The organism is Streptomyces sp. RB17 (assembly GCF_009604455.1).
In the GTDB taxonomy this organism is placed as follows: domain Bacteria; phylum Actinomycetota; class Actinomycetes; order Streptomycetales; family Streptomycetaceae; genus Streptomyces.
In genome coordinates this window covers 506,581-531,480 of the sequence record NZ_WEGL01000003.1, presented here as the reverse complement: position 1 = coordinate 531,480, position 24,900 = coordinate 506,581, and the positions used below count along the sequence as shown (strand labels likewise).

Sequence of the window (24,900 nt, the reverse complement as noted above, 5' to 3'; positions counted from 1 at the left end):
CTGCGCCGGTACCTCGGACGTCTGAGGGTCACCAACTGCCCTGGGGCGTGTACTCCTTGAGGTAGTGGGCGACACGGGCGCAGTAGTCGCGCCACTTCGGGGGAACTCCGCCCGTGTCGTTCACCTTCCCGTACGAGGTCCGGTAGGACGCGGCGATCAGCACCCGCTTGTCGCCGGGCAGGCCGGCCTTCAGACGCGGATCGATGTAACAGAGGTAGCGGCCCATGGCGGGGATGGAGACGGAGGGCGTCAACGGTGGGGTGGGCGTGGCCGACGCGGGGACGCCGTCGTCGCGCATCCACCAGCGCAGCACGGCGGGGGTCCAGCGGGCGATGCCGAACTCCTGGTTCCCGGGGTCGGAGAGGTCGGGGTCGAAGTTGCTCTCCGCCTTCAGCATCGCGGCGATGAGCGCGGGCGTGACGTCCGGCTGGGAGCAGGCGTGAGCGGAGTCCACGATGAGCTTGCGGTAGCCGGCCGGTACGCCCCGGTCGGTACGGAGTTCCCCGGCACCGTAGGAGGCGAGGGCCGCCCGGTCGATGTCGTCGCCGGGCCCGTGTCCGTGCCCGCCGCCCGGGGTGCCCGCCCAGGTGGTGATGCCGTAGCCGAGGGCCGCGACGGCGGCGGTGGCGGCAGCGGCGCCGGCGATCAGCGTCCGCCGGCGTGCGCGGCGCGGGAACAGCCGGGGCAGGCGCGGCGAGCGGCCCGTGCCGGCGGCCGCCTCGACGTGGCGCAGCAGCGCCTCGGTGCCGATGCGTGCCTCGTGCGTCCGGGCCAGACAGTCCCGCACGATCTCGCGCCAGGCGTCCGGGAGTTCGGGCGACAGGCGCAGCTCGTCGGTGCCGCGCGCATAGGCGGCGGCCGCGTCGCGGCGGGCCGTCGGGGTGGCGCCGGACAGCGGGAAGGAGTCGGTGAGGACGAGATGGGCGAGCACACCGAAGGCCCAGACGTCGGCGGACGGCCGGATCCGCCGGCCGCGTTCGCCGATCTCCGCCCACAGCAGCTCGGGCGGGGTGTAGTCGGGGGTGGAGAAGGCCGGGGTGTAGGCGTGGGTGCCCTCCAGTTCGGCGGCCATGTTGAAGTCGGCGAGCCGTGCCGAACCGTCCGGCATCAGCAGCACATTGGCCGGTTTCAGATCCCCGTGCACCCAGCCCGCCCGGTGCAGCTGGGCCAGCCCCTCGCAGATCTGGGCGAGCAGCGTGGGCCCCGCGGCCGGGCGGGGCGAGGCGGTGAGCAGGGCGGACAGGGAGCCCTCGGCCCGCTCCAGGACGAGCACGGTGGCGCCGTCGAGCTCGGGGCGGTCCGGATCGTCGACGACGAGCGACTCGTACATCCGGATCAGCCGCGGCCGTCTGAGCCGCCGGTGCAGGTCGATCTCGCGCTGGATGAGGTCGCGCAGGTGGGCCAGTTGACGCGGGGTGCCGGTGCCGGTCGGCAGGAACTTCAGCGCGGCGGTGCGCGGCAGGCCGGCGTCTTTCCCGCCCGCGCGCCGGCCCGTGTACACGCTGCCGAAGGCGCCCGTCGCGATCGGCTCGCGCACCTCCCAGGCGCCGACCCGGTAACCCCGCGGCACCGGCACGGCGTACGGCTCGGTCACCGCGTCGTACGGCTCGCGTCGGCGGCGGACAGGACGACCAGGTCGTCCTCCCGTACCAGGTCGAAGCGGAGTGCCAGGGACACCAGGGACTCCTTCTTGCCGTTGAGGCGCGGACCGGTGTCGGCGGTCTCCGGGCCGGGCTTGAGCCGCAGCTTCACCGCGAGGTAGTCGATGTTCCACTGCACCGAGGTGCGCGAGGCGGCCGGCCAGGCGGGGCGCAGCCGGTCCACCACCTGGTCGACCGTGGGCAGCGCGGCGTGCGGGTCGCCGCGCAGCCGCGGTTCGCACAGGGCGGCCAGGACCGCGAAGTAGCGCTTGGTGCGGTCGACGGAGAAGGCGGGCGCGGTGGTGTCACCGTCCGGCCCGGCCCCCTCCGGCAGATAGTCGTGGCGCGGCGCCCACACCTCGATCGTCAGCAGGTCCCCGGCGGCGGGCAGCACGATCCGCGAGAACTCGAACGGGACGGGCGCGTCGAGCCGGCCCGGGCCGACCTTGATGTGCTCACCCGCGCCCTCCGGGTTCTCCACGACGTAGGTCTGCCGCGCGGACAGGTTGCTCAGTATCCAGAACGCGCCCTGGGCGCTGAGCTCGCCGGCCCGGCGGGAGACCCCGTCGTGCGGGATCGTCAGGTCGTTGTCCGGCGCCCGCCCGAAGCTGAGCCGCTCACCGGGGGCGAGCCGGATCCGGGCGGTGCCGTGCTGTCGGTCCTCCGAGGTCGGCGGAGGTACGACGATGATGCTGTACAAGGTACGTCTCCCCGTGCCCGACGGCCGCAACGGCCGACCCCGTCAGACTAGGGGGACACACCAGGGCCGTGCCTCCCCCTGGACGGGTGAGACACGGCCCGTGGTGCGGAAATGGCGCGAACTGTTCCGTCGCGCGGGCGGGTTCAGTAGCGCGGGCGGTTGAACCAGGCCTTGCCGTTGGAGCCGCCGACGAAGCAGGCGATCAGAATGCCGAGCACCAGGTGGATGATGCCCGCGATCGTGAACGGGTAGAGCGCGAGCACGGCGGTGATGATGCCGAAGACCAGCGTCGTGACGCGCAGGCCGTTGCCACCGGTGGTGAACTTCGACGCCAGGACGGCCGCCCACACCAGCCAGGCGAGCGCGAGCGCCGCGAAGGCCCACATCACGCCGGCCGGGTAGTCCCGGAGGGTCGACGGGAGGTTGCTGTTGTCGCTGGCCTTCTTCATGGCCACACCGGCGATGGCGAAGATCACCACGCCGATCACCTGCAGACCGACGATCACCCACAGCATCACGCGGGCCGCGCTGACATTGCCCGGCATGGCGGTCATCGGGGCGACGGCGCCGTACGGCTGCTGGACGGGCGGGGCCTGCGGGTAGCCGTAACCGGGCTGCTGGCCCTGCGGTTGGCCGTAGCCCTGCTGCTGGGGCGGCGGGCCGTAGGGGTTGTTCGGGTCACCGAAGCTCATGGCGGTGTTTTCCTCCGTCGATCGAGTGCTGGGGACGAGGCGCGGCACTGCACGGAGGAGAGTTTCTACAGATGCGGTCCGTCCCCCCGTCGAGCTGCCCGCTGCACTGTGCTGCTCATGGTTCTTGACCGGTTACTCACTTGTCCAGCCGGATGACGCAGGTGTTGTGCAAGTGCAACATCGTCGATCATCTGCCGACATTGCGGTACGGCCATCTGCCGGACATCGGGATACGGCGTCCGGCCACCCGGATTGGAACCCGGGGCGGGTCATCCGCGAGGATGGGGGCATGACCGCCCAGATTCTCGATGGCAAGGCCACCGCAGCCGCGATCAAGTCCGATCTGACCGCCCGCGTGGCGGCGCTGAAGGAGAAGGGCGTCACGCCCGGCCTCGGCACGATCCTGGTCGGGGAGGACCCCGGCAGCCAGAAGTACGTCGCCGGCAAGCACCGCGACTGCGCGCAGGTCGGCATCGCCTCCATCCAGCGCGAGCTGCCCGCCACGGCCACCCAGGAGGAGATCGAGGCGGTCGTACGGGAGCTGAACGAGGACCCGGCCTGCACCGGTTACATCGTCCAGCTGCCGCTGCCCAAGGGCATCGACGAGAACCGCGTCCTGGAGCTGATGGACCCGGCCAAGGACGCCGACGGACTGCACCCGATGAACCTCGGCCGGCTGGTGCTGAACGAGCCGGCCCCGCTGCCATGCACCCCGAACGGCATCCTGACCCTGCTGCGCCGCCACGGCGTGGAGATCAAGGGTGCCGAGGTCGTGGTCGTCGGACGGGGCGTGACCATCGGGCGGCCGATGCCGCTGCTGCTCACCCGGCGCAGCGAGAACGCCACCGTGACCCAGTGCCACACCGGCACGCGCGATCTCTCCGCCCACCTGAAGCGGGCCGACATCGTCATCGCCGCGGCCGGCTCCCCGCATCTGATCCGTGCCGAGGACGTCAAGCCGGGCGCCGCCGTCCTGGACGTCGGTGTCTCCCGCACCGCCGAGGGCAAGATCGTCGGCGATGTGCACCCGGACGTGGCCGAGGTGGCCGCGTGGATCTCCCCGAACCCCGGTGGCGTGGGCCCGATGACCCGGGCGCAGCTGCTGGTCAACGTGGTCGAGGCGGCGGAGCGCAGTGCCGACTGAGGGAGCCCGGGCGGGGGCCACCCGCGGTACGCAGAGCGCAGGGGAAGACCCCGGGCGGAGGACGACGCGTCGCTTCCCCCGTATCACCAGGGACACCGCGCGCCCCGAGGGCGGCGGCCGGGCCGCGCCCGGTGACGCCCCGGCCCCGGCACGCCAGTGGCCCCTGCTCGTGGTGCTCGGCGGGGTCGCGCTCGGCCTGCTGCTGACCGCCCTCGGCACGTTCCGCGCCGGCACCCTGCTGATCGGCGCGGCCCTGCTGGCCGGCGCGGTCATGCGCTGGATACTGCCGGGCGTCGGCATGCTCGCCGTCCGCTCCCGCTTCACGGACATCGCCACCTACGGCGTCCTCGGCCTCGCGATCGTCCTGCTGGCGATGATGGCCCAGCCGAATCCGTGGCTGCAGATACCGTTCCTGAAGGACCTCCTGCACGTCACGCTCAGCAGCAAGTGACGCCACAACGGCGGCCCGCCCCCTCCCCCGATGAGGGGCGGGCCGCCGTCCCAACTCAGCCTTCCCTGACGGGAACTGCCTGTTCAACGCCTGTCCGTGCGCTGTGGCACGGAAGTGACCGTTCCGCTACCGTGTCCCCGCACTGCCACATGTGTCCTCACCGTGTCGATGTCTTGACAGTTGGGGATACGTTGGGGCATGACCGGCGGCAGTGGTGCTCCCGTGCGCCCCCACTCCGGGAACTGGGATCCCGGGTCGGCGCATCCATGTGGGTAGCCAGGACGGGGAAAAGCCGGGGGAAAGCAAGAGGGGGGAAGCGATGCCTCGCTGGAAAGATCTGCCCGAGGACCTGGACCCGCAGATCAAGGAGTTCACCCAGCAGGTGCGGCGGCTCGTGGACCGCAGCGGCCTGAGCGTCGCGGCGCTCGCCGACCGCACGGGCTACAGCAAGACGTCCTGGGAGCGTTACCTGGGCGGCCGGCTTCTCGCGCCCAAGGGCGCGATCGTCGCGCTCGCCGAGGTCACCGGCACCAACCTGGTGCATCTGACCACGATGTGGGAGCTGGCCGAACGCGCCTGGAGCCGGGCCGAGATGCGGCACGACCGCACCATGGAGGCGATTCGCATCTCCCAGGCACGCGCCGCGCTGGGGGAGTTCGGCGCGGCGGAGGCGACCCGCGGCCCGTCCGGCCGCACGGGCACCGGCGCGGCCACGGGCATCGCCGGTCCGGGGGGTGTCTCCCCGACGATCCCCGCCCAGCCGACGGCTCCCGACGCCGACGCACGGGAGGTGGCGGGGCGTGATCGGGCCGACGGCCGTGATCGGGCCGACGGTTCCGGTCGCGGCCCGGCCGACGGAGTGGGGCAGGGGCCGGGCGGTGCTTCCGGGCGCGGACCGGGTGCCGGCTCGGGGCGTGGTCCGGGCGACGGCTCGGGGCACGGGGCGGTCGATGGTTCGGGTCTTGGCGCCGGTGACGGTGCGGGCCGGGGGCCGGCCGATGGCGCAGGCCTGGGTACGGCTGACGGAGCGGGCCTGGGGCCCGTCGATGGAGCGGGCCTGGGTACGGTCGGCCGGGACGGGGCCGGGCGTGGCGGGAACTCGGGGGGCGGCAACTCCTGGGGGCTGGCCGGATATCAGGGGCCGTCCCAGGCGAGCGCCCGCCCCGGTGCCGGGGTGCGCGCGGGGGCCGACGCCACTGCTGTGAACGGCGTGCGCCCCGCCGGCTCGCCGCCCGAGGGTTCCGGCTGGACCCCGAACACCCCGAACCCGTACGACGGCGGGACGCAGGAGCCCCGGCCCGCTGGGGGCATCCCCTCCGGAGAGGGCGCCCCGGCCCCGGGGAACGCCGGCCGGCAGCGGGTGATCATGTTCCTGGCGGGGCTGGTGGGCGTGCTCGTCGTCATCGGTGCCGTCTACTTCTTCACCGACCGGGGCGGCGCGAAGCACGAGAACGCCACCAAGCCGCCGTCCCCCAGCGCCACCACGCACGCGACCCCGCCGCCGGGGGTCAAGTGCACCGGCTCCGCCTGTGACGGCAAGGACGCCGAGGCCATGGGGTGCAGCGGTGACCTGGTGACCACCGCCAAGACCGCCACCGTCGGCACCACCACGCTGGAGGTCCGCTACAGCAAGGCCTGCGGCACCGCGTGGGGCCGTATCACCGGTGCCGCCGCGGGCGACCAGGTGCAGGTCTCCGCCGGGAAGGCCCGGCAGACCGGCGAGACCTCCGGCGTCGGCGACACCATCGCCTACACCCCGATGGTCGCCGTGAAGAACGCGGCGGAGGCCAAGGCCTGCGCGACCCTGGCCTCCGGGCGGACGGGGTGCACCAAGTAGGGCGGCCATGACGAGAGCCGCGGCAACGCCGTGAGCAGGGCGGGCGGGTGGACCGTACAGGGGTGCGGTGCCTCGGGACGGCGGCGGGTGGGAGATCGGGAGGATGAAATTCCGGGGCCGTGTGCATGGCGGGTCGGATTCTGGGCACGCGGCCCAGTACCCCCCACGGGAGTCCGGCGATCCGGTACCCCCACCTGGCGGCCGCCTTCGTCCTCTCCCCCTCTCCCGGACGGGCGGCCGCCCCTTCGCTCGCCACGTGTCCGACTTGTGGGGTGAGCCACAGGGCCCTGTACGTCTCGCATGCCGGATGCGCGATAGCCTGACCGCTGGATCGATCTCTTGACGCCAAGAGATCGATCATCCGCCCGGGGCAGGGACGCCCCACCGCCAGCTGTCATACGGAGAACGCCATGACCCGCACTCCCGTGAACGTCACCGTCACCGGCGCGGCCGGCCAGATCGGTTACGCCCTGCTCTTCCGCATCGCCTCCGGCCAGCTGCTCGGCGCGGACGTTCCGGTCAAGCTGCGCCTCCTGGAGATCACGCCCGCGCTCAAGGCCGCCGAGGGCACGGCCATGGAACTGGACGACTGCGCCTTCCCGCTGCTCCAGGGCATCGACATCACCGACGACCCGAACGTCGCCTTCGACGGCGCCAACGTAGCCCTCCTCGTCGGCGCCCGCCCCCGCACCAAGGGCATGGAGCGCGGCGACCTGCTCTCGGCCAACGGCGGCATCTTCAAGCCGCAGGGCAAGGCCATCAACGACCACGCCGCGGACGACATCAAGGTCCTGGTCGTCGGCAACCCGGCCAACACCAACGCGCTCATCGCGCAGGCCGCCGCGCCGGACGTCCCGGCCGAGCGCTTCACCGCGATGACCCGCCTGGACCACAACCGCGCGCTGACCCAGCTCGCGAAGAAGACGGGTTCGACGGTCGCCGACATCAAGCGCCTGACCATCTGGGGCAACCACTCCGCCACCCAGTACCCGGACATCTTCCACGCCACGGTCGCCGGCAAGAACGCCGCCGAGGTCGTGAACGACGAGAAGTGGCTGGCCGAGGACTTCATCCCGACGGTCGCCAAGCGCGGTGCCGCGATCATCGAGGCCCGCGGCGCGTCGTCGGCCGCCTCCGCCGCCAACGCCGCGATCGACCACGTGTACACCTGGGTCAACGGCACCGCCGAGGGTGACTGGACCTCCATGGGCATCCCGTCGGACGGCTCCTACGGCGTCCCGGAGGGTCTGATCTCCTCCTTCCCGGTCACCACCAAGGACGGCAAGTACGAGATCGTCCAGGGCCTGGACATCAACGAGTTCTCCCGTGCCCGCATCGACGCGTCGGTGAAGGAGCTGGAGGAGGAGCGCGAGGCGGTTCGCGGCCTCGGCCTCATCTAGCAGTTCCGGAGTCACGGCAAGCTCGGCATCCCGCCGTGGGGGTGCCGGGCTTTCGCCGTGTGCGGGTGCGTTCCGGCCAGCCGCCGTAGAGGTGCGCGCTTGCTGCCGCGTGCCGGTCCGTCGTGGCTGTTCGCGCAGTTCCCCGCGCCCCTTCGGGGCGCTTTCCGTACCCGGCGATCACCGGTGCCGTCGCCGCCAGGACCACCACGGCCACGGTCCGCAGCGCCGGTCCCATGCCATGGAGCAGGTCGGTGTGGGCCGCGAGCACCGTGCCGTTGAGGGGGAGTGGACGCCCGAGCGGTTCGCCGGGAAGGCCGGCCGTCTCGTCGTCTCCCGGCGTGGCAGGCAGCACGGTCCGATCGACGACGCCCTGGCCGAACTCGGCCTCGGCCGCCGGGTGGTGGCCAGCGTCGGCACCTTTCCGGCCTCGCTGTTCGTGCCGCGCGAGACCGACCTGATCGGGCTGATCACCACCTACAGCACGACGCCGACCCCGCCCACGCCTGGCTGCGCGCGTGCGTACGGGAGTCGATGACCGAGGCGTCAGGCGCCGCCCTCGGAAAGTAGCCGCTTCTCGAACCAGTGGCCGCCGTAGACGTCGTCGTTGTAGCGCGGGATCTCGGTGTACCCGCACGCCCGGTACATCGCCTGCGCCTCGGTGAGCACGGCGTGCGTGTCCAGCCGTACGACCGCCAGGCCGCGCGCCGACGCCTCCCGTTCCAGGCCGGCCAGCAGCCGCCGGGCGAGTCCCAGCCGGCGCGCCTCGGGGTGTACCCACACATGCCGGATCTCGCCGATCCCGGGGGCGAGGCGCCTGAGGGCCCCGCAGCCCACCGGCCGCCGCTCCTCGTACGCCACCAGGAAGGCGCCGGCGTCCCCGGTCACCTCCTCGGGGCGTACCAGGGTCGCCTTGTCGTAGCCCTCGGGGAAGCGCGCGTCGATGTCCGCCGCGTAGGCGTCCAGACAGTCCCGCGCGTCCGCCGAGGCGCCGTCGACGCTCTCCACGGTGATCCCGGCCAGTCGCAGCAGCCGCTGCGCGGTCGCCATGGCCCCGGTCAGCTCGGCCCGCTGGGCGGGGGTGAGTCCCTCGAGGAGACCGGCGGCGAGGGCGTCCGCGCGGCGCTGCTGCTCGGCGACCTCGGCGCGGCCGGCCGGGGTCGGCTCGACCGTCCGCAGCCGGTTGTCGTGCTCGGGCACCGCGAGCCGGACCATGCCCTGCGCCTCCAGGGCCTTCGCCATCCGGCTCAGGTAACCGGCGTCCAGGCCGAGCCGCCCGCGCAGCTCCCGCAGGGACGCCCCCTCACCGATCTCGAACAGCAGCCGGGCCTCGCCGAGCGGGCGGTCCTGGCCGAGGTAGTGGTCGTCCAGGACGCCGATGCGGCGCGTGAAGTACCGGTTGAAGCGGCGGAAGGCGGCGACGTCCTCCGCTCGTACAGCCGTTCTTTGACTCCGGTCAAAGGTCTCCATCCTTCGACTGTAGCCCCGGATCGCTGTGGGTGGCATGCCTCGGCCGGCTCCTGGTCGAGATCTGGCCGACGAGCTCCCAGAAGCACACCAGCGCGGTGACCGGCGGGATCCCGAAGATCACTAACGAGAGCAGCGCATGGGACGAGTGGCTGACGCACAGCGCCACGGCCATCGCGGAAGCGGCCAGCACGACGCACCAGGACCGCCGCGCGCTCCGGCGTTGAGCGGTGGCCCGCACGACGGAGAGCGCCGCCACGAACCAGGGCCCGTACACCGTCAGCGGCCAGCACTGCGCCAGTCCCGTGGGCAGCACCGAGGAGGCGATCCCGCGCAGTTGCCCGTAGGAATAGCAGACGGACCAGGCGAGCATGCCCACCGCGCACAGCGTGACCGTCCCGATCAGCAGCGTGATGTGGGTGAAGCGCCGGCCGCCGTCGAGCAGATGGGAGTCCTGCCGGATCCGTCGGCGGCTGCTCCTGCGCGGGGACGGAATGTCCAGCGGGGTGGTGACGGGGGTCACGCTGGTCGGCGTGGACAGTATCTGGGCCAGTTCTTCGACCGGGTCCCAGTCGTTCGACGCGATGTCCGGTTCCGGGACGTTCCAGGTGTCCATCGATTTACCTCCTTACCCCGCCTCAGGAAGCCTGGTACAGATCTGTCATCGTCCGCCGATATTCATTTTCCACTGTCTTGATTCTCTTCAGGAAATCATCGAGCAGGTCCGAACACGACGTGAGGTCCACTTCACCGCTCCAGCGCAGCATGCTCGTCCGATGATCCTCGGCTGTGTGCCAGTCCAATCGCGTCACGGTCACCTAACGACGATCGGTGGAGATGGGCTTTGGGGCGTTCGGGGGAATTGTAAATACGCAGGCAATTATATTCCGTGAATACTGCAATTAAATGGTCGACGGGTTGAGTGATCTAGTGCCGCTCGATGTGACACCGCGCACTTTCGGCCGTCGATTGTGCATGCGAGGTGTGCGTCCTGGGCAGGCGGCGACGGTCCCCGAGCGTGGCACACGTGTGACACAGGGGCACGGATCAGGAACGGAAGGCAACACCGATCATGGCGGACAGAACGGCACGACAGGCCCAGGCGACCATCCACGCGGGAGGCGAGTGGCTGACAGCGGTCTCCGGCGCGACGCGCGAGATCCTCGACCCCGCGGACGCCCGGCCGTTCGCCGTGGTCGCGGAGGGCGACGAGAAGGACGCCGAGCGCGCGGTGGCCGCCGCCCGGCAGGCCTTCGACCACGGCCCCTGGCCCCGCACCCCGGTCGCCGAACGCGCCGCCCTGCTGCGCCGCGTCGCCGACCTCCTCGTACGCGACCGCGAGGAACTCGGCCTGCTGGAGAGCAGGGACGCGGGCAAGACCGTCGAGGAGGGCCGGATCGACATCGACTGTGTCGCCGACGCCTTCCGCTACTTCGCCGACGTGGTGGCCGCCGAGGCGCCGGGCCGGGTCGTGGACGCGGGCTCCCCCGACGTCCACAGCGTCGTCGTGCACGAGCCGGTCGGCGTCTGCGCGCTGATCACACCCTGGAACTACCCGCTCCTCCAGGCCAGTTGGAAGATCGCCCCGGCCCTCGCCGCGGGCAACACCTTCGTCGTCAAGCCCAGCGAGATCACCCCGATGACGACCGTCGCGCTGATCGAGCTGCTGACGGAGGCCGGTCTGCCCGCAGGAGTGGCCAACCTCGTCACCGGCCCCGGCCACACCGTGGGTGCCCGGCTCGCCGAGCACCCCGACGTCGACCTCGTCTCCTTCACCGGCGGCCTGATCAGCGGCACCAAGGTGGCCCAGGCCGCCGCCCCGACCGTGAAGAAGGTCGCCCTCGAGCTCGGCGGCAAGAACCCCAACGTCGTCTTCGCCGACGCCTGCGCCACCGAGGAGGGCTTCGACACCGCCGTCGACCAGGCCCTCAACGCCGCCTTCATCCACAGCGGCCAAGTCTGCTCGGCCGGCGCCCGGCTCATCGTCGAGGAGTCCGTCAGGGAGCGCTTCGTCACCGAACTCGCCCGCCGGGCCCAGAAGATCAGGCTCGGCCGCGGCACCGAGAACGGCGTCGAGTGCGGCCCGCTCGTCTCCGAGCAGCAGCGCGCCAAGGTCGAGGCGTACGTCGCCTCCGCGCTCGCGGAGGGCGCCGTACTGCGCTGCGGCGGCAAGCGGCCGGAGCCGTCACCGCAGCGCCCCGAGACCGGCTGGTTCTACGAGCCGACCGTCCTCGACGCCTGCCACCGCGAGATGAAGGTCGTCCGCGAGGAGGTCTTCGGCCCGGTCCTCACCGTCGAGACCTTCGGCACCGAGGAGGAAGCCGTCCTCCTCGCCAACGACACCGAGTACGGCCTCGCCGGCGCCGTCTGGACCAGCGACCCCGGCAAGGCCCGCCGCGTCGCCGGCCGGCTGCGCCACGGCACCGTCTGGATCAACGACTTCCACCCCTACCTGCCGCAGGCGGAGTGGGGAGGCTTCGGCAAGAGCGGCACCGGCCGTGAGCTGGGGCCCGCCGGACTCGCCGAGTACCGCGAGAGCAAGCACGTCTACCAGAACCTCGCGCCGAAGCCGGTGCGCTGGTTCGCCGGCTGAGCCCCCCGAACACCCCCTGGCTCCCCCCCGGAAACACCCCTGGAGTAGTACCCCCATGTCCCACACCCCCCACGTCTACGACTACGTCGTCATCGGCGGCGGCACCGCGGGCTCCGTCATCGCCTCCCGCCTCACCGAGAACCCGGACGTCACCGTCGCCGTCATCGAGGGCGGCCCGAGCGACGTCGGCCGCGACGACGTCCTCACCCTGCGCCGCTGGATGGGCCTGCTCGGCGGCGACCTCGACTACGACTACCCGACGGTGGAGCAGCCCCGCGGCAACTCCCACATCCGGCACAGCCGCGCCCGCGTCCTCGGCGGCTGCTCCTCCCACAACACCCTCATCTCCTTCAAGCCGCTGCCGTCCGACTGGGACGAGTGGGAGGAGGCCGGCGCCAAGGGCTGGGGCGCCGTCCCCATGGAGGCCTATTTCGCCCGCCTGAAGAACAACATCGTCTCCGTCGACGAGAAGGACCGGAACGCCATCGCCCGCGACTTCGTCGACGCCGCCCAGGCCGCGCTCGGCGTCCCCCGCGTCGAGGGCTTCAACAAGAAGCCGTTCACGGAGGGCGTCGGCTTCTTCGACCTCGCCTACCACCCCGAGAACAACAAGCGTTCCTCGGCGTCGGTGGCGTATCTGCACCCCGTGATGGACGAGCGCCCCAACCTGACGATCCTGCTGGAGACCTGGGCGTACAAGCTCCAGCTGGACGGCACCCGTGCCGAGGGTGTCCATGTGCGGACCAAGGACGGCGAGGAACTGCTGGTCCGGGCCCGGAACGAGGTGGTCCTGTGCGCGGGCGCCGTCGACTCCCCCCGCCTGCTGCTGCACTCGGGCATCGGACCCCGGGGAGACCTCGAAGGGCTGGGCATCCCCGTCGTCCACGACCTGCCGGGCGTCGGCGAGAACCTGCTGGACCACCCCGAGTCGGTCATCGTCTGGGAGACCCACGGCCCGATCCCGGAGAACTCCGCGATGGACTCCGACGCGGGCCTGTTCGTGCGCCGCGACCCCGGACACGCGGGCCCGGACCTGATGTTCCACTTCTACCAGGTCCCGTTCACGGACAACCCGGAACGCCTCGGCTACGAACGCCCGCGGTACGGCGTCTCGATGACCCCGAACATCCCCAAGCCGAAGAGCCGCGGACGCCTGTACCTCACCAGCGCCGACCCGTCCGTGAAGCCCGCCCTCGACTTCCGCTACTTCACCGACGAGGACGACTACGACGGCCGGACCCTCGTCGACGGCATCCGCATCGCCCGTGAGATCGCCACGACCGAGCCGCTCGCGAGCTGGCTCAAGCGCGAGGTCTGCCCCGGCCCCGAGATCCAGGGCGACGCCGAACTCGGCGAGTACGCCCGCAAGGTCGCGCACACCGTCTACCACCCGGCCGGCACCTGCAGGATGGGCGCCGCCGACGACGAACGCGCCGTAGTGGACCCGGAGTTGAAGATCCGGGGCCTCGACGGCATCCGCATCGCCGACGCGTCCGTCTTCCCGACGATGACCGCCGTGAACCCGATGATCGGGGTGCTCATGGTCGGGGAGAAGGCCGTCGACCTGCTCGGAGGTGACGCCCGATGACCCCCACCGTCCCCACCCGCAAGCCGCCCACCACCAACGCCCCTGTCTTCTCCGTCGACGGCCTGTGGAAGGTCTTCGGCCCGAAGCCGCAGCGGATCCCCGCCGACCCCGGACTCGGCGCCCTCGACCCCGCCGAGCTGCGCGCCCGCACCGGCTGTACGGCCGCCGTCCGTGACGTCTCCTTCGACGTCCGCAAGGGCGAGGTCTTCGTGGTCATGGGCCTGTCCGGGTCCGGCAAGTCCACCCTGGTCCGCTGCCTCACCCGGCTGATCGAACCGACGGCGGGCAGCATCTCCATCGACGGCGAGGACGTCCGCGCGATGGACAAGTCCCGCCTGCGCGAACTGCGCCGGCACCGGGCCGCCATGGTCTTCCAGCACTTCGGCCTGCTCCCGCACCGCACGGTCCTCGACAACGTGGCGTACGGCCTGGAGATCCAGGGCATGGGCAGGGCCGAGCGGCGCGAGCGGGCCGCCGCCGTCGTCGCCAAGGTCGGCCTCGAAGGCATGGAACACCGCCGCCCCGCCCAGCTCTCCGGCGGTCAGCGCCAGCGGGTCGGGCTCGCGCGGGCCTTGGCGGTCGACCCCGAGGTCCTGCTCTTCGACGAGCCGTTCAGCGCCCTCGACCCGCTCATCCGCCGTGACATGCAGGACGAGGTGGCCCGCCTGCACCGCGAGGAGGGCCGCACGATGGTCTTCATCACCCACGACCTCTCCGAGGCCCTCAAGCTCGGCGACCGCATCGCCCTGATGCGCGACGGCAAGGTCGTCCAACTGGGCACGCCGGAGGAGATCGTGGGCTCCCCGGCCGACGACTACGTCCGCGAGTTCGTGCGGGACGTCCCGCGCGAGCAGGTGATGACGGTCCGTACGGCGATGAAGCCGGGCGACTGCGGCGGCTCCGAGCACCCCGGCGCCCTCACCCCGGACGCGGTGGTCGCGGACGCGATCAGGACCGTGGCCGAGACCGGCACCCCCGCGTGCGTGGTGGAGGGCGGCAACTGCATCGGAACCGTGGACCACGAGCTGCTGCTGGATGTCGTGGCAGGCATAGACGTGTGCGTACCCGGCCCCCGCACCAGTCCGGAGGCCGTCTGATGGCAACGCTCACCGTCGCGACCTCCTCCCGCGCGCACACCCTCCGCCTGCTGAAGAGCCGGACCGCGGCAAAGCTGCTCCTGCTCGCGCTCGTCACCGCCGTACTGCTGCCCCTGCTCCACGGCGGCTCGTGGCCCCACCACCTGACCGTCAGCCTGGACAAGCCGCTCACCAGCGCCAGCAACTGGGTCATCGACAACCGCGACAGCCACCCGCTGTTCCTGTACTTCTTCGGCTACATCAGCAACGCGGTCGTGCTGTCCGTGCGAGCCGTCTACCTCACCCTGCTCGCCGCCGGCTGGACCGGTGTGACGGCGTTCGGCGCCCTGCTCGCCTGGCGCGTCGCCGGCCCCCGGCTGGCCGCCGGCACGGCGGTCGCCTTCCTCGCCTGCGGCGCCCTCGGCATGTGGGTCCCGACCATGCAGACCCTCGCGCTCATGGTGGTGGCCGTCCTCGCCTCCGTGGTCGTCGGCGCGCTCCTCGGCCTCGCCGCCGGCCTGTCCGACCGCCTGGACCGCGCCCTGCGCCCGGTCCTGGACACCATGCAGGTGCTCCCGGCCTTCGCCTACCTCCTCCCCGTCGTCCTGGTCTTCGGCATCGGCGTCCCCGCGGCGGTGCTCGCCACCGTCGTGTACGCCGCCCCGCCGATGGCCCGCCTCACCGCGCTCGGCCTGCGCGGCGCCGACCCCGAAGTCCTGGAGGCCGTGGAGTCGCTCGGCGCGACCCGCCGCCAGCGGCTGCTGACCGCCCGCATCCCGCTGGCCCGGGGGGAACTCCTCCTCGGCCTCAACCAGACGATCATGATGGCGCTGTCCATGGCCGTCATCGCCTCGGTCATCGGCGCCGGCGGCCTCGGTGACCGCGTCTACCAGGCGCTCGCCTCGGTCGACGTCGGCCAGGCCCTCGCCGCCGGCATCCCGATCGTGCTGCTGGCGATCGTCCTGGACCGGGTGACCGCAGCCGCGGGCGCAGGCACCGGCGCCACGCGCCCGAAGACCATCGGCTGGCCGTACGCCCTCGCCGTCACCGTGGCCGTCGCCCTGGCCGCCCGGCTCCTCGGCCGCCTCGACTGGCCCTCCGGCTGGACCCTGGACATCGCCGAACCGGTCAACCGCGCCGTCGACTGGATGACCAACCACCTCTACTCCGGCGTCCCGGTCATCGGCGGTACGGCCGACTGGGCGGGGCACTTCACCACCTGGGTCCTGGACCCCGTGCGCGGCGGACTGCAGTGGCTGCCCTGGTGGACGGTGCTGCTGATCGTGGCCGCCCTGGCCTGGTCGATCGGCACCTGGCGCACCGCCCTGACCGCCGTCCTCGCCATGGCCGCGATCGGCGTGCTCGGGGTCTGGGAGCCCGCCCTCGACACACTGTCCCAGGTGCTCGCGGCCGTCGCCGTCACCCTGGTCCTCGGCTTCGCGACCGGCATCGCCGCCGCCCGCAGCGACCGCGTCGAACGCGCGCTGCGCCCGGTCCTGGACGTGTTCCAGACCATGCCGCAGTTCGTGTACCTGATCCCGGTCGTCGCCCTGTTCGGCGTGGGCCGCGCCCCCGCCGTCGCCGCGGCTGTCGTCTACGCGCTGCCCGCCGTCGTCCGGATCACCGCGCAGGGTCTGCGCCAGGTCGACCCGGCCGCGCTGGAGTCGGCGCGCTCGCTCGGCGCGACCGGCCGGCAGCAGCTGTGGCAGGTCCAACTCCCGCTCGCCAAACGGTCGTTGCTGCTCGCTGTCAACCAGGGCGTGGTCCTCGTCCTCGCGGTCGTCATCATCGGCGGCCTGGTCGGCGGTGGCGCCCTCGGCTACAACGTGGCCTTCGGCCTCGCCCAGGGCGACCTGGCGACCGGTCTGGTGGCCGGCGCCGCGATCGTCTGCCTGGGCCTGATGCTGGACCGGGTGACCCAGCCGACCGAGCGACGCACGACGAAGGGAGCGTGACATGCGATTCCGTACGACACTCACGGTGGCCGCCGGAGCATCCGCGCTCGCCCTGCTCACCGGCTGCGGCGCCGCCGACATGACCAAGCAGGCCTCGCCGTTCGCGAACGCCCAGGGCGCGAAGTCGGTCACCCTGTCCGTGCAGTCCTGGGTGGGCGCGCAGTCCAACGTCGCCGTCGCCCAGTACCTCCTGGAGCACGAGCTCGGCTACCGCGTCGACACCGTGCAGGTCGACGAGGTGCCCGCCTGGGACGCGCTCAGCCAGGGCCGGGTCGACGCCATCCTGGAGGACTGGGGCCACCCCGACCAGGAGAAGCGGTACGTCGAGGACAAGAAGACGATCGCGCGGGCCGGCGACCTCGGGGTCACCGGCCACATCGGCTGGTTCGTCCCCACCTACCTGGCCAAGCAGCACCCGGACATCACGAACTGGAAGAACCTCGACAAGTACGCCTCCCTCTTCCGCACCGCGGAGAGCGGCGGCAAGGGCCAGCTGATGGACGGCTCCCCGTCGTACGTCACCAACGACAAGGCCCTGGTGAAGAACCTGAACCTGGACTACCAGGTCGTCTTCGCCGGCTCCGAGGCCGCCCAGATCACCCAGATGAAGCAGTTCGCCAAGGAGAAGAAGCCCTTCCTGACCTACTGGTACGCCCCCCAGTGGCTGTTCAGGAAGGTCCCCATGACCGAGGTGAAGCTGCCGCCCTACAAGGACGGCTGCGACGCGGACGCGGCGAAGGTCGCCTGCTCCTACCCGCACACCCCGCTGCAGAAGTACCTCAACGCCGGCTTCGCCAGGTCCGGCGGCAAGGCGGCGGCCTTCCTGAAGAAGTTCCGGTGGACGACCGAGGACCAGAACGAGGTCTCCCTGATGATCGCCGACCAGAAGCTGTCACCCCAGGACGCGGCGAAGAAGTGGGTGGACAGCCACCCTGACGTGTGGAAGCGGTGGCTTTCCTGAACGCCTCTATGTCCTGAGCGCGTCGGCGATGTCCTGGACCGCCGCGGTGGCCCGCCGCTGGCATCCCGGTCCGAAGGTGACGCGGGTGGCCCCCAGTTCGCCGAGCCGGGCGGGCGAGGGGCCCTCGCCGTCCAGGCGGCCCAGTGCGTTCAGCGGGCCCTGGACGCCGGCCCGCAGCAGGGGCAGTACGGCGGCGGGGGCGAGGATCGGATAGACGCAGTCCGCGCCCGCCGCCACGTACGACGCCGCCCGCTCGATGGCGCGCTCGGGGTCCTTGTCGCCGTGCACGAAGGTGTCGACGCGGGCGTTGACGAACAGCCGGTCGGCGGCGGCCGAGCGGACCTCGGCGAGGAACTCGGCGTGCTGGTGCGGGTCCTTGAGGACACCGCCGTTCGAGTCCTCGAGGTTGCAGCCGACGGCGCCCACCTCCAGCAGCCGCTCCACGATCTCCTTCGGCGCGAGGCCGTACCCACCCTCGATGTCCGCCGACACCGGCACGTCCACCGCCCGCGCGATCCGGGCGACCGCGGCGAACATCTCGTCGGCCGGGGTGGCCCCGTCCGCGTACCCGAGCGAGGCGGCCACCCCGGCGCTCGGCGTGGCCAGCGCCGGGAACCCGGCCTCCGCGAAGGCGCGCGCGCTCGCCGCGTCCCAGGGGCCGGGCAGGACCAGCGGGTCATCCTGAGCACGCCGCAGATGCAGCGCGCGGAAAACGTCCACCTTGCTCACGGCTGATACCCCCCGGGCGGGATGCGGCGGCTGACCATGATCCGGTTCCAGCCGTTGATGACGGTGATCAGGCCGACGAGATGGGCGAGTTCGGACTCGTCGAAGACCTTGGCGGCGCTGTCGTACACCTCGTCCGGCACAAAGCCCTCGGTCAGCACGGTGATCGCCTCGGTCAGCGCGAGTGCGGCGCGCTCACGCTCGCTGTAGAGGTCCTCGGTCTCCTCCCAGGCGGCCAGGAGCTGGATCCGGTCCTCCGACTCGCCGTTCTTCCGCGCCAGCCCCAGGTGCATGTCGAGGCAGAACGCGCAGTGGTTGATCTGAGAGGCCCGGATCATCACCAGCTCGGCGAGGACCGGATCACCGAGCCCCCGCTTCGCGGCCGCGCTGAGCGCGGACATCGCCCGGCCGACCTCCGGGTCCAGCAGCTGGGTACGGTTCACTTGTGCCGCCCCGGCTGGTAGTGGCCGGGCACCTGGCGGGTGCTGACACCGAACCGGTTCCAGGTGTTGATCACCGTGATCCCGGCGATCAGCTGGGCCAGCTCGGCCTCCTCGAAGTGCTGGGCGGCCTTCTCGTACACCTCGTCGGGCACGAACCCTTCCGTCAGCACGGTGATCGCCTCGGTCAGCTCGATCGCGGCCAGTTCCTTCGCGGTGTAGAAGTGCTTGGACTCCTCCCAGGCGCTGAGCTGCACGATCCGCTCGACGCTCTCGCCGGCGGCCAGTGCGTCCTTGGTGTGCATGTCCAGGGACAGGGCGCAGTGGTTGATCTGCGAGGCGCGGATCTTCACCAGCGCGTACAGCGTGGGGTCGAGGCCCTGCCGGGCCGCCGCGTCGAGCCGGATCATCGCCTTGAACACCTCGGGGGCGTGCTCGGCCCAGTTCATGCGGGGGGTGTGCTCGGGGACGTACGCGTCGGTCTTCCGGATGCTGGTCTCTGTGCTCATGTCTTCGACCCTAGAGGCAAGGCAGCCCAGGAGTATGGTCCATTTCCATGGTGGAATCCTGGGCCACTCTGGGCGTCGATCTGCACCTCGAACCGACCGGCGCGGGCGGGCTGCGCCGGGGCCTGACCGACGCCCTGCGCGAGGCCGTCCGCACCGGCCGCCTCGCCCCCGGCACCCGGCTGCCCTCCTCCCGCTCCCTCGCCGCCGACCTCGGCATCGCCCGCAACACCGTCGCCGAGGCCTACGCGGAGCTGGTGGCGGAGGGCTGGCTCACGGCCCGGCAGGGCTCGGGCACCCGGGTGGCGGAAGGGGCCGCGGCCGTCCCGCCGTCCGGTAGGGGGCAGGTGCCCGGCAGGGGAGTGGCCCCGCGCCGCGTGGAGCCGGCCCGCCCGACGTACAGCCTCGTCCCCGGCGTCCCCGACCTCGCCGCCTTCCCTCGCGCCGCATGGCTCAAGGCCGCCCGCCGCGCCCTCACCACCACCCCGTACCAAGCCCTCGGCTACGGCGACCCGCGCGGCCACCCCGACCTGCGCACCGCCCTCGCCGGCTATCTCGCGCGGGTACGCGGCGTCCGCACCGACCCGGAGCGGGTGCTGATCACCTCCGGTTTCGCCCACGCGCTGCACCTCACCGGCACCCTGCTGCGGGCACGCGGGGTGCGGACGGTGGCCGTCGAGTCGTACGGCCTCGACGCCTACTGGGGTCTGCTCCAGCGGTCCGGACTGGCCACACCGGCCCTCCCGTACGACGAACTCGGCACCGACACAAGGGCGTTGGGCGAGCAGGGTGCGGTCATGCTGACCCCGGCCCACCAGTTCCCCATGGGCACGCTCCTGCACCCCGACCGGCGGGCCGCCGTCGTGGACTGGGCGCGGCGCACCGGCGGGCTGATCCTGGAGGACGACTACGACGGCGAGTTCCGCTACGACCGCCAGCCCGTCGGCGCCCTCCAGGGCCTCGACCCCGACCGCGTGATCTACTTCGGCACCGCCAGCAAGTCCCTTGCCCCCGGACTGCGACTGGGCTGGATGGTGCTGCCGCCGTCCCTGGCGGAGGAGGCGGCCTCGGTCAAGGGCGGCACCGACACCGTGGGGGTGCTGGAGCAGCTCACCCTCGCCGAGTTCATCACCTCCGGCGCGTACGACCGCCACGTCCGCTCCTCCCGGCTGCGCTACCGGCGCCGTCGCGACGCCCTCGCCGCCGCCGTCTCCGCCCGCGCCCCCGAGGTGACGGTCACCGGCATCGCCGCCGGCCTGCACGCGGTGCTGCGCCTGCCGACCGGCCTGGAACAGTCGGTGATCCAGGCCGCGGCCTGGCAGGGCCTGGCCCTCCACGGCCTCGCCCGCCACCGCCACGAACAGGCCGTCGCCGAGCCGTTGGACGCGCTGGTCGTGGGGTACGCGACCCTGCCGGACAGCGCGTGGGCGGGGGCCTTGGAGGCGTTGTGCAGGGTGTTGCCGTAGGGCGCCGGTGCGGGCCGTGGCCCGGTCACGTGTCCGAGGGCATCCAGGGGGCGAGGTCGGCACGCCAGCCCTCGAAGTGCTCCAGGGCGACGCTCAGATGGGAGTCCTTCGCCCGGTAGAGGGCGCCGACGAGCTGGTGCGGATCGACGGCCGGGAGCAGGGACTCGCCCTCCTCCTCCGACGCGGCGACGGCTTCGGCCTCCCGCTCGGTGAGCCGGTCGTACGGGTAGGTCAGGGACGGGCACGACCGTTCCCGGCTCGGGCAGGGGGTGTCGGGCGCCCACACCCAGACCGCGTCGTGGTGCCGTACGAGGACTTCGCCCAGGTACCAGGCGACCGCCCGCAGGAACGGGCCCCGCCGGTCGTCGTACTGCTCCTCCCAGGTGGCGTAGCGGTCCAGGACGAGGCGTTCGAGGCGGGGGAGGGAGGCGGGGGAGAAGTCCCATTGACCGCCGGTCCGTTCGGCGAGGGCCACGAAGTCGGCGCGGGCGGTGTCCAGCCAGGCGGTCAGGTGCGGGTTGTCACGGTAGGACGGGTCGTCGATGGGACGCATGCCCGTGACTCTACGACCGGCGGGTGCGCCAGGTTGTGACGATCCTGTGTGCGGGGCGAGTTGACGGGCCCGCGTCAACCGGCTCGGTGCATAGGGTGAGGCTTCCTGCGGCGCCACACATGCAACGGGGGCCCCTGGCGCCGTACGAGAACCCACATGGTGTGGGCTCCCAGTGGAGAAACCTCGTGACTCAACAGATAGGTGCGCCCCGTCGGGGCGTGTGGGCGCGTGCCGTACTGGCCTTAGCCGCGGCGGGTGTTCTGACCCTGACCGGGCTGCCGGGCCTGCCGGGCGACGCCGCGTACGCGGCCAAGGGCAAGCGCTGCGACAGCCTCCCCGGCGTCACCTCGACGAATCCGGGCACGAACAACCTGCCGTGGGACCGCAACATCCACGTCCGAGCCCCGGGCGACTGGGACTCCTACCCCTTCGACGCCCCGCGGCAGACCTTCGACGGCCTGACGCTGCCAGGGGACGCGGAGAACCCGACCGAGGAGCAGATCAAGCAGCGGGACGCCTTCCTCGACACGTTCGACAAGCCCTACACGAAGTACCCGGAGAACAGCGAAGAGCGCGTCTACGCCCGCTACAAGAAGTACCTCGCCGACAACCAGGGCAGGACGCCGAAGTACTCGACGTTCTCGAAGTGGCTGTCGGACGGGTACATCCTGCCGAACAACAACAACAAGCGCGGTGCCGCCTTCGAGACGAAGGTGATCAACGATCTCGGCCTGGTCGGCGAGGACTGGCTGTGCCAGGAAGAGATCGAGATCAAGGACAAAGACGGCAAGACCGTCATGGTCAAGGACCCCAAGACCGGCCGGATGAAGCCGCTGGTCCGCAAGTTCGACGCCGTCAACTACAAGACGGGCCAGTTCCTGGAGTTCAAGGCGGGCCCGGGCCGTGACACCGGGCAGGACTTCGCGAACCAGAAGTTCCTGGAAGACCCCCGCTTCAACAACGGGAGGATCGCCTACGTCAACGGCCAGTCCAAGGACTCCGCCACCACCAAGTACCTCGGCCGCATGGCCGACGCCTACAAGGACGCGAACGGCCAGTCCCGCGTGCGGGCGTACGAGCACCTGTCCACCGACGTTCCCAGGTACAAGTCCGTCGCCTACAAGAACGTGTCGGGCTCGACGCTCGCGGACCCGAACTTCGCCGTGAACGGCGACAACCGGGCCGCCGGCGGCGCCTCCCGCACCATCAGCCGGTCCCCGGCCACCCCCCTCGACATGGAGCGGCAGCTCCAGCGCATCGGGAGGAACGGCGCTGCCAACTTCGGCGTGCGCGGGCCGGGCGGAGTGGACTTCTCCACCCTCGACCTCTCCTACGTGGGCAAGCCCGTGAAGGGCAAGGGCCTGCCCTACGCCTTCTCCGCGAACCGGATCCAGGACGAGAGCAAGGACTACGGCTGGGGCGGCAAGGCCAAGGCCCAGCTGATCTCCGACTCCTTCTTCACCTGGCTCGCCCTCACCCCGGACAAGTTCTGGGTCAACCTCAACCCGGACCAGCCCGACACGATCATGGACAGGACGTTCGGCAAGACCGACGCCGGACGCGTGCTGCTGCAGGCCGACCTCCAGATGAAGCACGACTACGCCAAGGACGTCGACCCCCGCAAGGACCCGGGCAAGAAGTACTGGGACGCCATGCGGGCCGCCGGACTCGACTGCGGAGACACCATCCGCCTGTGGATCACGCCCAGGACCGCCAAGGTCCGCGCCGACGACGACGGCCTCTACATCCTCGACACGCCGCTGAAGGTCAACGTCGCCCACATCGAGCGCAAGACCCCCGACCCCAACGGCACCTGCACCCTGACCAAGGCCCAGCAGACCACCGCGAACAACCTGCTCAAGCAGTACATCGTGCCCGGCGTCGAGGAGAAGGTGAACACCGCTCCCCAGTACGCCGACCTGCGCCGCGTCTACAGCGCCCGCGTCGCCGCCGAGTACGTCCGCCAGCAGGACGCGCAGCAGGCCACCGACTACCACTCCCTCATCAACAGCGGCAACATCACCCGGTGGCCGCTGCGCGCCCCGAACGCCACGTGGACGCCGAAGAAGACCTGGGACGAGTACATGGTGTCCTTCACCAAGGGCGACTACTCCTATCCCTGCGAGTTCGGCGGCCAGCAGAAGATGTGCGTCATGGGCGGCGTCGACTTCGGCAAGGCACCGCGCCGCAACATCACCCGTGTCGAGTTCCAGGTCGAGCACCCGCACCTGAGGAAGACGACCAGGATCGCCACTCAGGCCCAGGCGGAGAGCGCCGACAACCCGAAGCTGGCCCTCCTCGGCGGCGGCACCGGGTCCACCGGCACCGGGGGCAACCCGACCCCGGCCCCCACGCCCACCGGCACCCCCACCCACCAGCCCACCACACCCCCGGCGAGCCACACCCCGGCCCCGGGACACTCCACCCCGGCGGGGGGACACACACCGCCCGCCGATGACGACAAGGGCGGCGGCCTCGCGAGCACCGGAACCCAGGTACTCACCGCCGCCGGGATCGCCGCCGTACTCCTCGCGGCCGGAATCGGCCTGCTCTGGTTCAGGCGCCGCCGTACCACCGGCGAGGGGTAAGACCCCGAGCGCCGGCCGGTCCGGCACAAGGCGGGCCCCCACCCGAGAGGATTTCCTCGGGTGGGGGCCCGCCTGATGAGGGCGTCCCTGTTGGGGCCTCAGCCTTCCTCGGCCACCGCCGGCGCCTCCCCGAACCGTGCCAGCGCCAGCGCCCCTACCACGGCCACCAGGAACCCCAGCACCGCCAGCCAGGCCAGCCCCTCCCGCGTACGGTCGCCCAGCCACACCACGCCCACCGCCGCCGGACCGATCGTCTCGCCGATCACCATGCCGGCGGTGGCGGTCGTCACGGACCCCCGCTGAAGAGCCGATGTCAGCAGCATGAACGCGGCGCCACCCCCGATCAGCAGCGCGTAGGCCGCCGGGTTGGCCAGGAGATCCAGTGGCGCCAGACTGTCGATCAGCCGGACCGTCACCTCCACCACCCCGAAGCCGAACCCGGCCCCGAGCCCGAGCGCCAGCGCCCGCCCCGGGCCGGACAGCCTCCCGCCCGCGAGGGCGAGCAGCAGCATCCCGACCGCCACGCCGAGCATCACATAACCCAGCGCGGCCGAGCCGACCTCCTTGCCCTCCGGCCCGGACGCCAGCCCCAGCATGGCGAGCCCGGCGCACACCACGGCCACCGCGCTCCACTCCGTGCCGCTCAGCCGCACCCGCAGCAGGCGCGCCGCCACCACCGCGGTCACCGCGAGACTCGACGCCAGGGCAGCGCCGACGGCATAGATCGGCAGGGAGCGCAGCGCCGCGATCTGGAACAGGAAGCCGAGCCCGTCCAGCGCCAGTCCGGCGATGTACCGCCACTGCCTGAGCGCACGCAGCAGCAGGGCCGCCTCGCCGCCCTCGCCCGTACCGGCTTCACGCGCCGCGACCGCCTGCAACACCGTCGCGGTGCCGAAGCAGACCGCCGCGCCAAGGGCGCACACCATTCCAAAGACCACAAAGGGACTCTAGGAGACGGCTGATCCGGCCACCCCCAGTGGCCTGCGCTCTTACCGTTCTCTAGGGCCGACGGCGGACATCGGGCCGCGCAGACGAAGACGCGAGCGCAGGCACAGACACGGGGGAGTGGGCCTGCCGGCCGCCGCCGGCCTCGGCATCCGCGAGTCCTCCGGTCTGATCA

23 protein-coding genes are annotated in these 24,900 nt (G+C 71.7%); 12 read left to right on the top strand and 11 right to left on the bottom strand.

Going from position 1 to position 24,900, the window contains the following annotated elements; translation table 11 throughout:
* Nucleotides 1-28 precede the first annotated feature (28 nt).
* The 3 genes from SRB17_RS16100 to SRB17_RS16095 all read right to left on the bottom strand — a co-directional run bounded on the left by SRB17_RS16100 (nucleotide 29) and on the right by SRB17_RS16095 (nucleotide 3,032).
* Entirely contained in the window at nucleotides 29-1,594 is a 1,566-nt protein-coding gene (locus tag SRB17_RS16100; RefSeq protein ID WP_323375646.1) for a serine/threonine protein kinase, read from the bottom strand.
* Nucleotides 1,591-2,340: an FHA domain-containing protein gene (locus SRB17_RS46340; protein ID WP_228396080.1), complete on the bottom strand. Its 750-nt coding sequence runs from the start codon at nucleotides 2,338-2,340 to the stop codon at nucleotides 1,591-1,593. The genes SRB17_RS16100 and SRB17_RS46340 overlap by 4 nt, the downstream gene beginning before the upstream one ends.
* A 143-nt stretch (nucleotides 2,341-2,483) precedes the next feature.
* Nucleotides 2,484-3,032, bottom strand: a complete 549-nt coding sequence (locus SRB17_RS16095; RefSeq protein WP_153539134.1) for a hypothetical protein — start codon at nucleotides 3,030-3,032, stop codon at nucleotides 2,484-2,486.
* 289 nt (nucleotides 3,033-3,321) lie between these two features.
* Between SRB17_RS16095 and SRB17_RS16090 the strand changes: the two genes are divergently transcribed.
* From SRB17_RS16090 to SRB17_RS16070, 5 genes are all read left to right on the top strand, one after another.
* Nucleotides 3,322-4,176: a bifunctional methylenetetrahydrofolate dehydrogenase/methenyltetrahydrofolate cyclohydrolase gene (locus SRB17_RS16090; protein ID WP_153539132.1), complete on the top strand. Its 855-nt coding sequence runs from the start codon at nucleotides 3,322-3,324 to the stop codon at nucleotides 4,174-4,176.
* A complete protein-coding gene (locus SRB17_RS16085; protein WP_323375644.1) occupies nucleotides 4,166-4,627 on the top strand; it encodes a DUF3017 domain-containing protein in 462 nt (153 codons plus the stop codon). The genes SRB17_RS16090 and SRB17_RS16085 overlap by 11 nt, the downstream gene beginning before the upstream one ends.
* Nucleotides 4,628-4,946: 319 nt before the next feature.
* Complete coding sequence (locus SRB17_RS16080) at nucleotides 4,947-6,464, top strand: DUF2690 domain-containing protein (protein WP_153539130.1); 1,518 nt, start codon at nucleotides 4,947-4,949, stop codon at nucleotides 6,462-6,464.
* 410 nt (nucleotides 6,465-6,874) lie between these two features.
* The gene (locus tag SRB17_RS16075) at nucleotides 6,875-7,864 is read left to right on the top strand and encodes a malate dehydrogenase (protein WP_153539127.1); all 990 of its coding nucleotides are present in this window, start codon (nucleotides 6,875-6,877) and stop codon (nucleotides 7,862-7,864) included.
* 238 nt (nucleotides 7,865-8,102) lie between these two features.
* Nucleotides 8,103-8,399 carry a hypothetical protein gene (locus tag SRB17_RS16070; protein ID WP_416237059.1) on the top strand — a complete coding sequence of 99 codons (297 nt, stop codon included), beginning with the start codon at nucleotides 8,103-8,105 and terminating at the stop codon, nucleotides 8,397-8,399.
* Between the two features lie 8 nt (nucleotides 8,400-8,407).
* Here the strand turns inward: SRB17_RS16070 and SRB17_RS16065 are convergent, their stop codons facing one another.
* Genes SRB17_RS16065 through SRB17_RS16055 form a run of 3 tightly spaced genes read right to left on the bottom strand, consistent with a single transcriptional unit; the run spans nucleotide 8,408 to nucleotide 10,146 of the window.
* Nucleotides 8,408-9,331, bottom strand: coding sequence for a bifunctional helix-turn-helix transcriptional regulator/GNAT family N-acetyltransferase (locus SRB17_RS16065; protein ID WP_153539125.1), 924 nt, complete (start codon nucleotides 9,329-9,331; stop codon nucleotides 8,408-8,410).
* Nucleotides 9,318-9,944, bottom strand: coding sequence for a DUF2637 domain-containing protein (locus SRB17_RS16060; RefSeq protein ID WP_153539123.1), 627 nt, complete (start codon nucleotides 9,942-9,944; stop codon nucleotides 9,318-9,320). Before SRB17_RS16060 ends, SRB17_RS16065 begins: the two co-directional genes overlap by 14 nt.
* Before the next feature lie 22 nt (nucleotides 9,945-9,966).
* Nucleotides 9,967-10,146 carry a hypothetical protein gene (locus SRB17_RS16055; protein ID WP_153539121.1) on the bottom strand — a complete coding sequence of 60 codons (180 nt, stop codon included), beginning with the start codon at nucleotides 10,144-10,146 and terminating at the stop codon, nucleotides 9,967-9,969.
* Between the two features lie 254 nt (nucleotides 10,147-10,400).
* On the opposite strand from SRB17_RS16055, the gene SRB17_RS16050 reads away from it, so the two are divergent.
* Genes SRB17_RS16050 through SRB17_RS16030 form a run of 5 tightly spaced genes read left to right on the top strand, consistent with a single transcriptional unit; the run spans nucleotide 10,401 to nucleotide 17,501 of the window.
* On the top strand, nucleotides 10,401-11,921 hold the full coding sequence (locus SRB17_RS16050; RefSeq protein WP_153539119.1) for an aldehyde dehydrogenase family protein: 1,521 nt from the start codon (nucleotides 10,401-10,403) through the stop codon (nucleotides 11,919-11,921).
* 55 nt (nucleotides 11,922-11,976) lie between these two features.
* Nucleotides 11,977-13,509: a GMC family oxidoreductase gene (locus SRB17_RS16045; protein ID WP_153539117.1), complete on the top strand. Its 1,533-nt coding sequence runs from the start codon at nucleotides 11,977-11,979 to the stop codon at nucleotides 13,507-13,509.
* Nucleotides 13,506-14,606, top strand: coding sequence for a quaternary amine ABC transporter ATP-binding protein (locus SRB17_RS16040; RefSeq protein WP_153539115.1), 1,101 nt, complete (start codon nucleotides 13,506-13,508; stop codon nucleotides 14,604-14,606). The genes SRB17_RS16045 and SRB17_RS16040 overlap by 4 nt, the downstream gene beginning before the upstream one ends.
* Nucleotides 14,606-16,540, top strand: a complete 1,935-nt coding sequence (locus SRB17_RS16035; RefSeq protein ID WP_153539112.1) for an ABC transporter permease — start codon at nucleotides 14,606-14,608, stop codon at nucleotides 16,538-16,540. Before SRB17_RS16040 ends, SRB17_RS16035 begins: the two co-directional genes overlap by 1 nt.
* A gap of 1 nt (nucleotide 16,541) precedes the next feature.
* Nucleotides 16,542-17,501 (top strand): ABC transporter substrate-binding protein, encoded by a 960-nt coding sequence (locus tag SRB17_RS16030; protein WP_153539111.1) that lies wholly within the window; start codon nucleotides 16,542-16,544, stop codon nucleotides 17,499-17,501.
* Nucleotides 17,502-17,507: 6 nt separating this feature from the next.
* Here SRB17_RS16030 and SRB17_RS16025 read toward each other — a convergent pair whose 3' ends face one another.
* Genes SRB17_RS16025 through SRB17_RS16015 form a run of 3 tightly spaced genes read right to left on the bottom strand, consistent with a single transcriptional unit; the run spans nucleotide 17,508 to nucleotide 19,176 of the window.
* A complete protein-coding gene (locus SRB17_RS16025) occupies nucleotides 17,508-18,230 on the bottom strand; it encodes an isocitrate lyase/phosphoenolpyruvate mutase family protein (protein WP_323375642.1) in 723 nt (240 codons plus the stop codon).
* Nucleotides 18,227-18,670, bottom strand: coding sequence for a carboxymuconolactone decarboxylase family protein (locus tag SRB17_RS16020; RefSeq protein ID WP_323375640.1), 444 nt, complete (start codon nucleotides 18,668-18,670; stop codon nucleotides 18,227-18,229). Before SRB17_RS16020 ends, SRB17_RS16025 begins: the two co-directional genes overlap by 4 nt.
* Nucleotides 18,667-19,176, bottom strand: coding sequence for a carboxymuconolactone decarboxylase family protein (locus SRB17_RS16015; RefSeq protein ID WP_153539105.1), 510 nt, complete (start codon nucleotides 19,174-19,176; stop codon nucleotides 18,667-18,669). Before SRB17_RS16015 ends, SRB17_RS16020 begins: the two co-directional genes overlap by 4 nt.
* 47 nt (nucleotides 19,177-19,223) lie before the next feature.
* Between SRB17_RS16015 and SRB17_RS16010 the strand changes: the two genes are divergently transcribed.
* On the top strand, nucleotides 19,224-20,639 hold the full coding sequence (locus tag SRB17_RS16010) for a PLP-dependent aminotransferase family protein (protein ID WP_153539102.1): 1,416 nt from the start codon (nucleotides 19,224-19,226) through the stop codon (nucleotides 20,637-20,639).
* Nucleotides 20,640-20,664: 25 nt separating this feature from the next.
* Here the strand turns inward: SRB17_RS16010 and SRB17_RS16005 are convergent, their stop codons facing one another.
* Complete coding sequence (locus tag SRB17_RS16005) at nucleotides 20,665-21,192, bottom strand: hypothetical protein (protein WP_153539101.1); 528 nt, start codon at nucleotides 21,190-21,192, stop codon at nucleotides 20,665-20,667.
* A gap of 185 nt (nucleotides 21,193-21,377) precedes the next feature.
* Here SRB17_RS16005 and SRB17_RS16000 point away from each other — a divergent pair, with 185 nt between their 5' ends.
* Entirely contained in the window at nucleotides 21,378-23,780 is a 2,403-nt protein-coding gene (locus SRB17_RS16000; RefSeq protein ID WP_194294024.1) for an LPXTG cell wall anchor domain-containing protein, read from the top strand.
* 98 nt (nucleotides 23,781-23,878) lie between these two features.
* Here the strand turns inward: SRB17_RS16000 and SRB17_RS15995 are convergent, their stop codons facing one another.
* Nucleotides 23,879-24,706: a DMT family transporter gene (locus SRB17_RS15995; RefSeq protein ID WP_153539796.1), complete on the bottom strand. Its 828-nt coding sequence runs from the start codon at nucleotides 24,704-24,706 to the stop codon at nucleotides 23,879-23,881.
* Nucleotides 24,707-24,900: the final 194 nt, after the last annotated feature.

Coding starts and splice junctions, on each gene's coding strand:
- SRB17_RS16095 (WP_153539134.1), bottom strand. CDS start 3,032: ATGAGCTTCGGTGACCCGAACAACCCCTACGGCCCGCCGCCCCAGCAG.
- SRB17_RS16090 (WP_153539132.1), top strand. CDS start 3,322: ATGACCGCCCAGATTCTCGATGGCAAGGCCACCGCAGCCGCGATCAAG.
- SRB17_RS16080 (WP_153539130.1), top strand. CDS start 4,947: ATGCCTCGCTGGAAAGATCTGCCCGAGGACCTGGACCCGCAGATCAAG.
- SRB17_RS16075 (WP_153539127.1), top strand. CDS start 6,875: ATGACCCGCACTCCCGTGAACGTCACCGTCACCGGCGCGGCCGGCCAG.
- SRB17_RS16070 (WP_416237059.1), top strand. CDS start 8,103: ATGGAGCAGGTCGGTGTGGGCCGCGAGCACCGTGCCGTTGAGGGGGAG.
- SRB17_RS16065 (WP_153539125.1), bottom strand. CDS start 9,331: ATGGAGACCTTTGACCGGAGTCAAAGAACGGCTGTACGAGCGGAGGAC.
- SRB17_RS16060 (WP_153539123.1), bottom strand. CDS start 9,944: ATGGACACCTGGAACGTCCCGGAACCGGACATCGCGTCGAACGACTGG.
- SRB17_RS16050 (WP_153539119.1), top strand. CDS start 10,401: ATGGCGGACAGAACGGCACGACAGGCCCAGGCGACCATCCACGCGGGA.
- SRB17_RS16045 (WP_153539117.1), top strand. CDS start 11,977: ATGTCCCACACCCCCCACGTCTACGACTACGTCGTCATCGGCGGCGGC.
- SRB17_RS16040 (WP_153539115.1), top strand. CDS start 13,506: ATGACCCCCACCGTCCCCACCCGCAAGCCGCCCACCACCAACGCCCCT.
- SRB17_RS16035 (WP_153539112.1), top strand. CDS start 14,606: ATGGCAACGCTCACCGTCGCGACCTCCTCCCGCGCGCACACCCTCCGC.
- SRB17_RS16030 (WP_153539111.1), top strand. CDS start 16,542: ATGCGATTCCGTACGACACTCACGGTGGCCGCCGGAGCATCCGCGCTC.
- SRB17_RS16015 (WP_153539105.1), bottom strand. CDS start 19,176: ATGAGCACAGAGACCAGCATCCGGAAGACCGACGCGTACGTCCCCGAG.
- SRB17_RS16010 (WP_153539102.1), top strand. CDS start 19,224: ATGGTGGAATCCTGGGCCACTCTGGGCGTCGATCTGCACCTCGAACCG.
- SRB17_RS16005 (WP_153539101.1), bottom strand. CDS start 21,192: ATGCGTCCCATCGACGACCCGTCCTACCGTGACAACCCGCACCTGACC.
- SRB17_RS15995 (WP_153539796.1), bottom strand. CDS start 24,706: ATGGTGTGCGCCCTTGGCGCGGCGGTCTGCTTCGGCACCGCGACGGTG.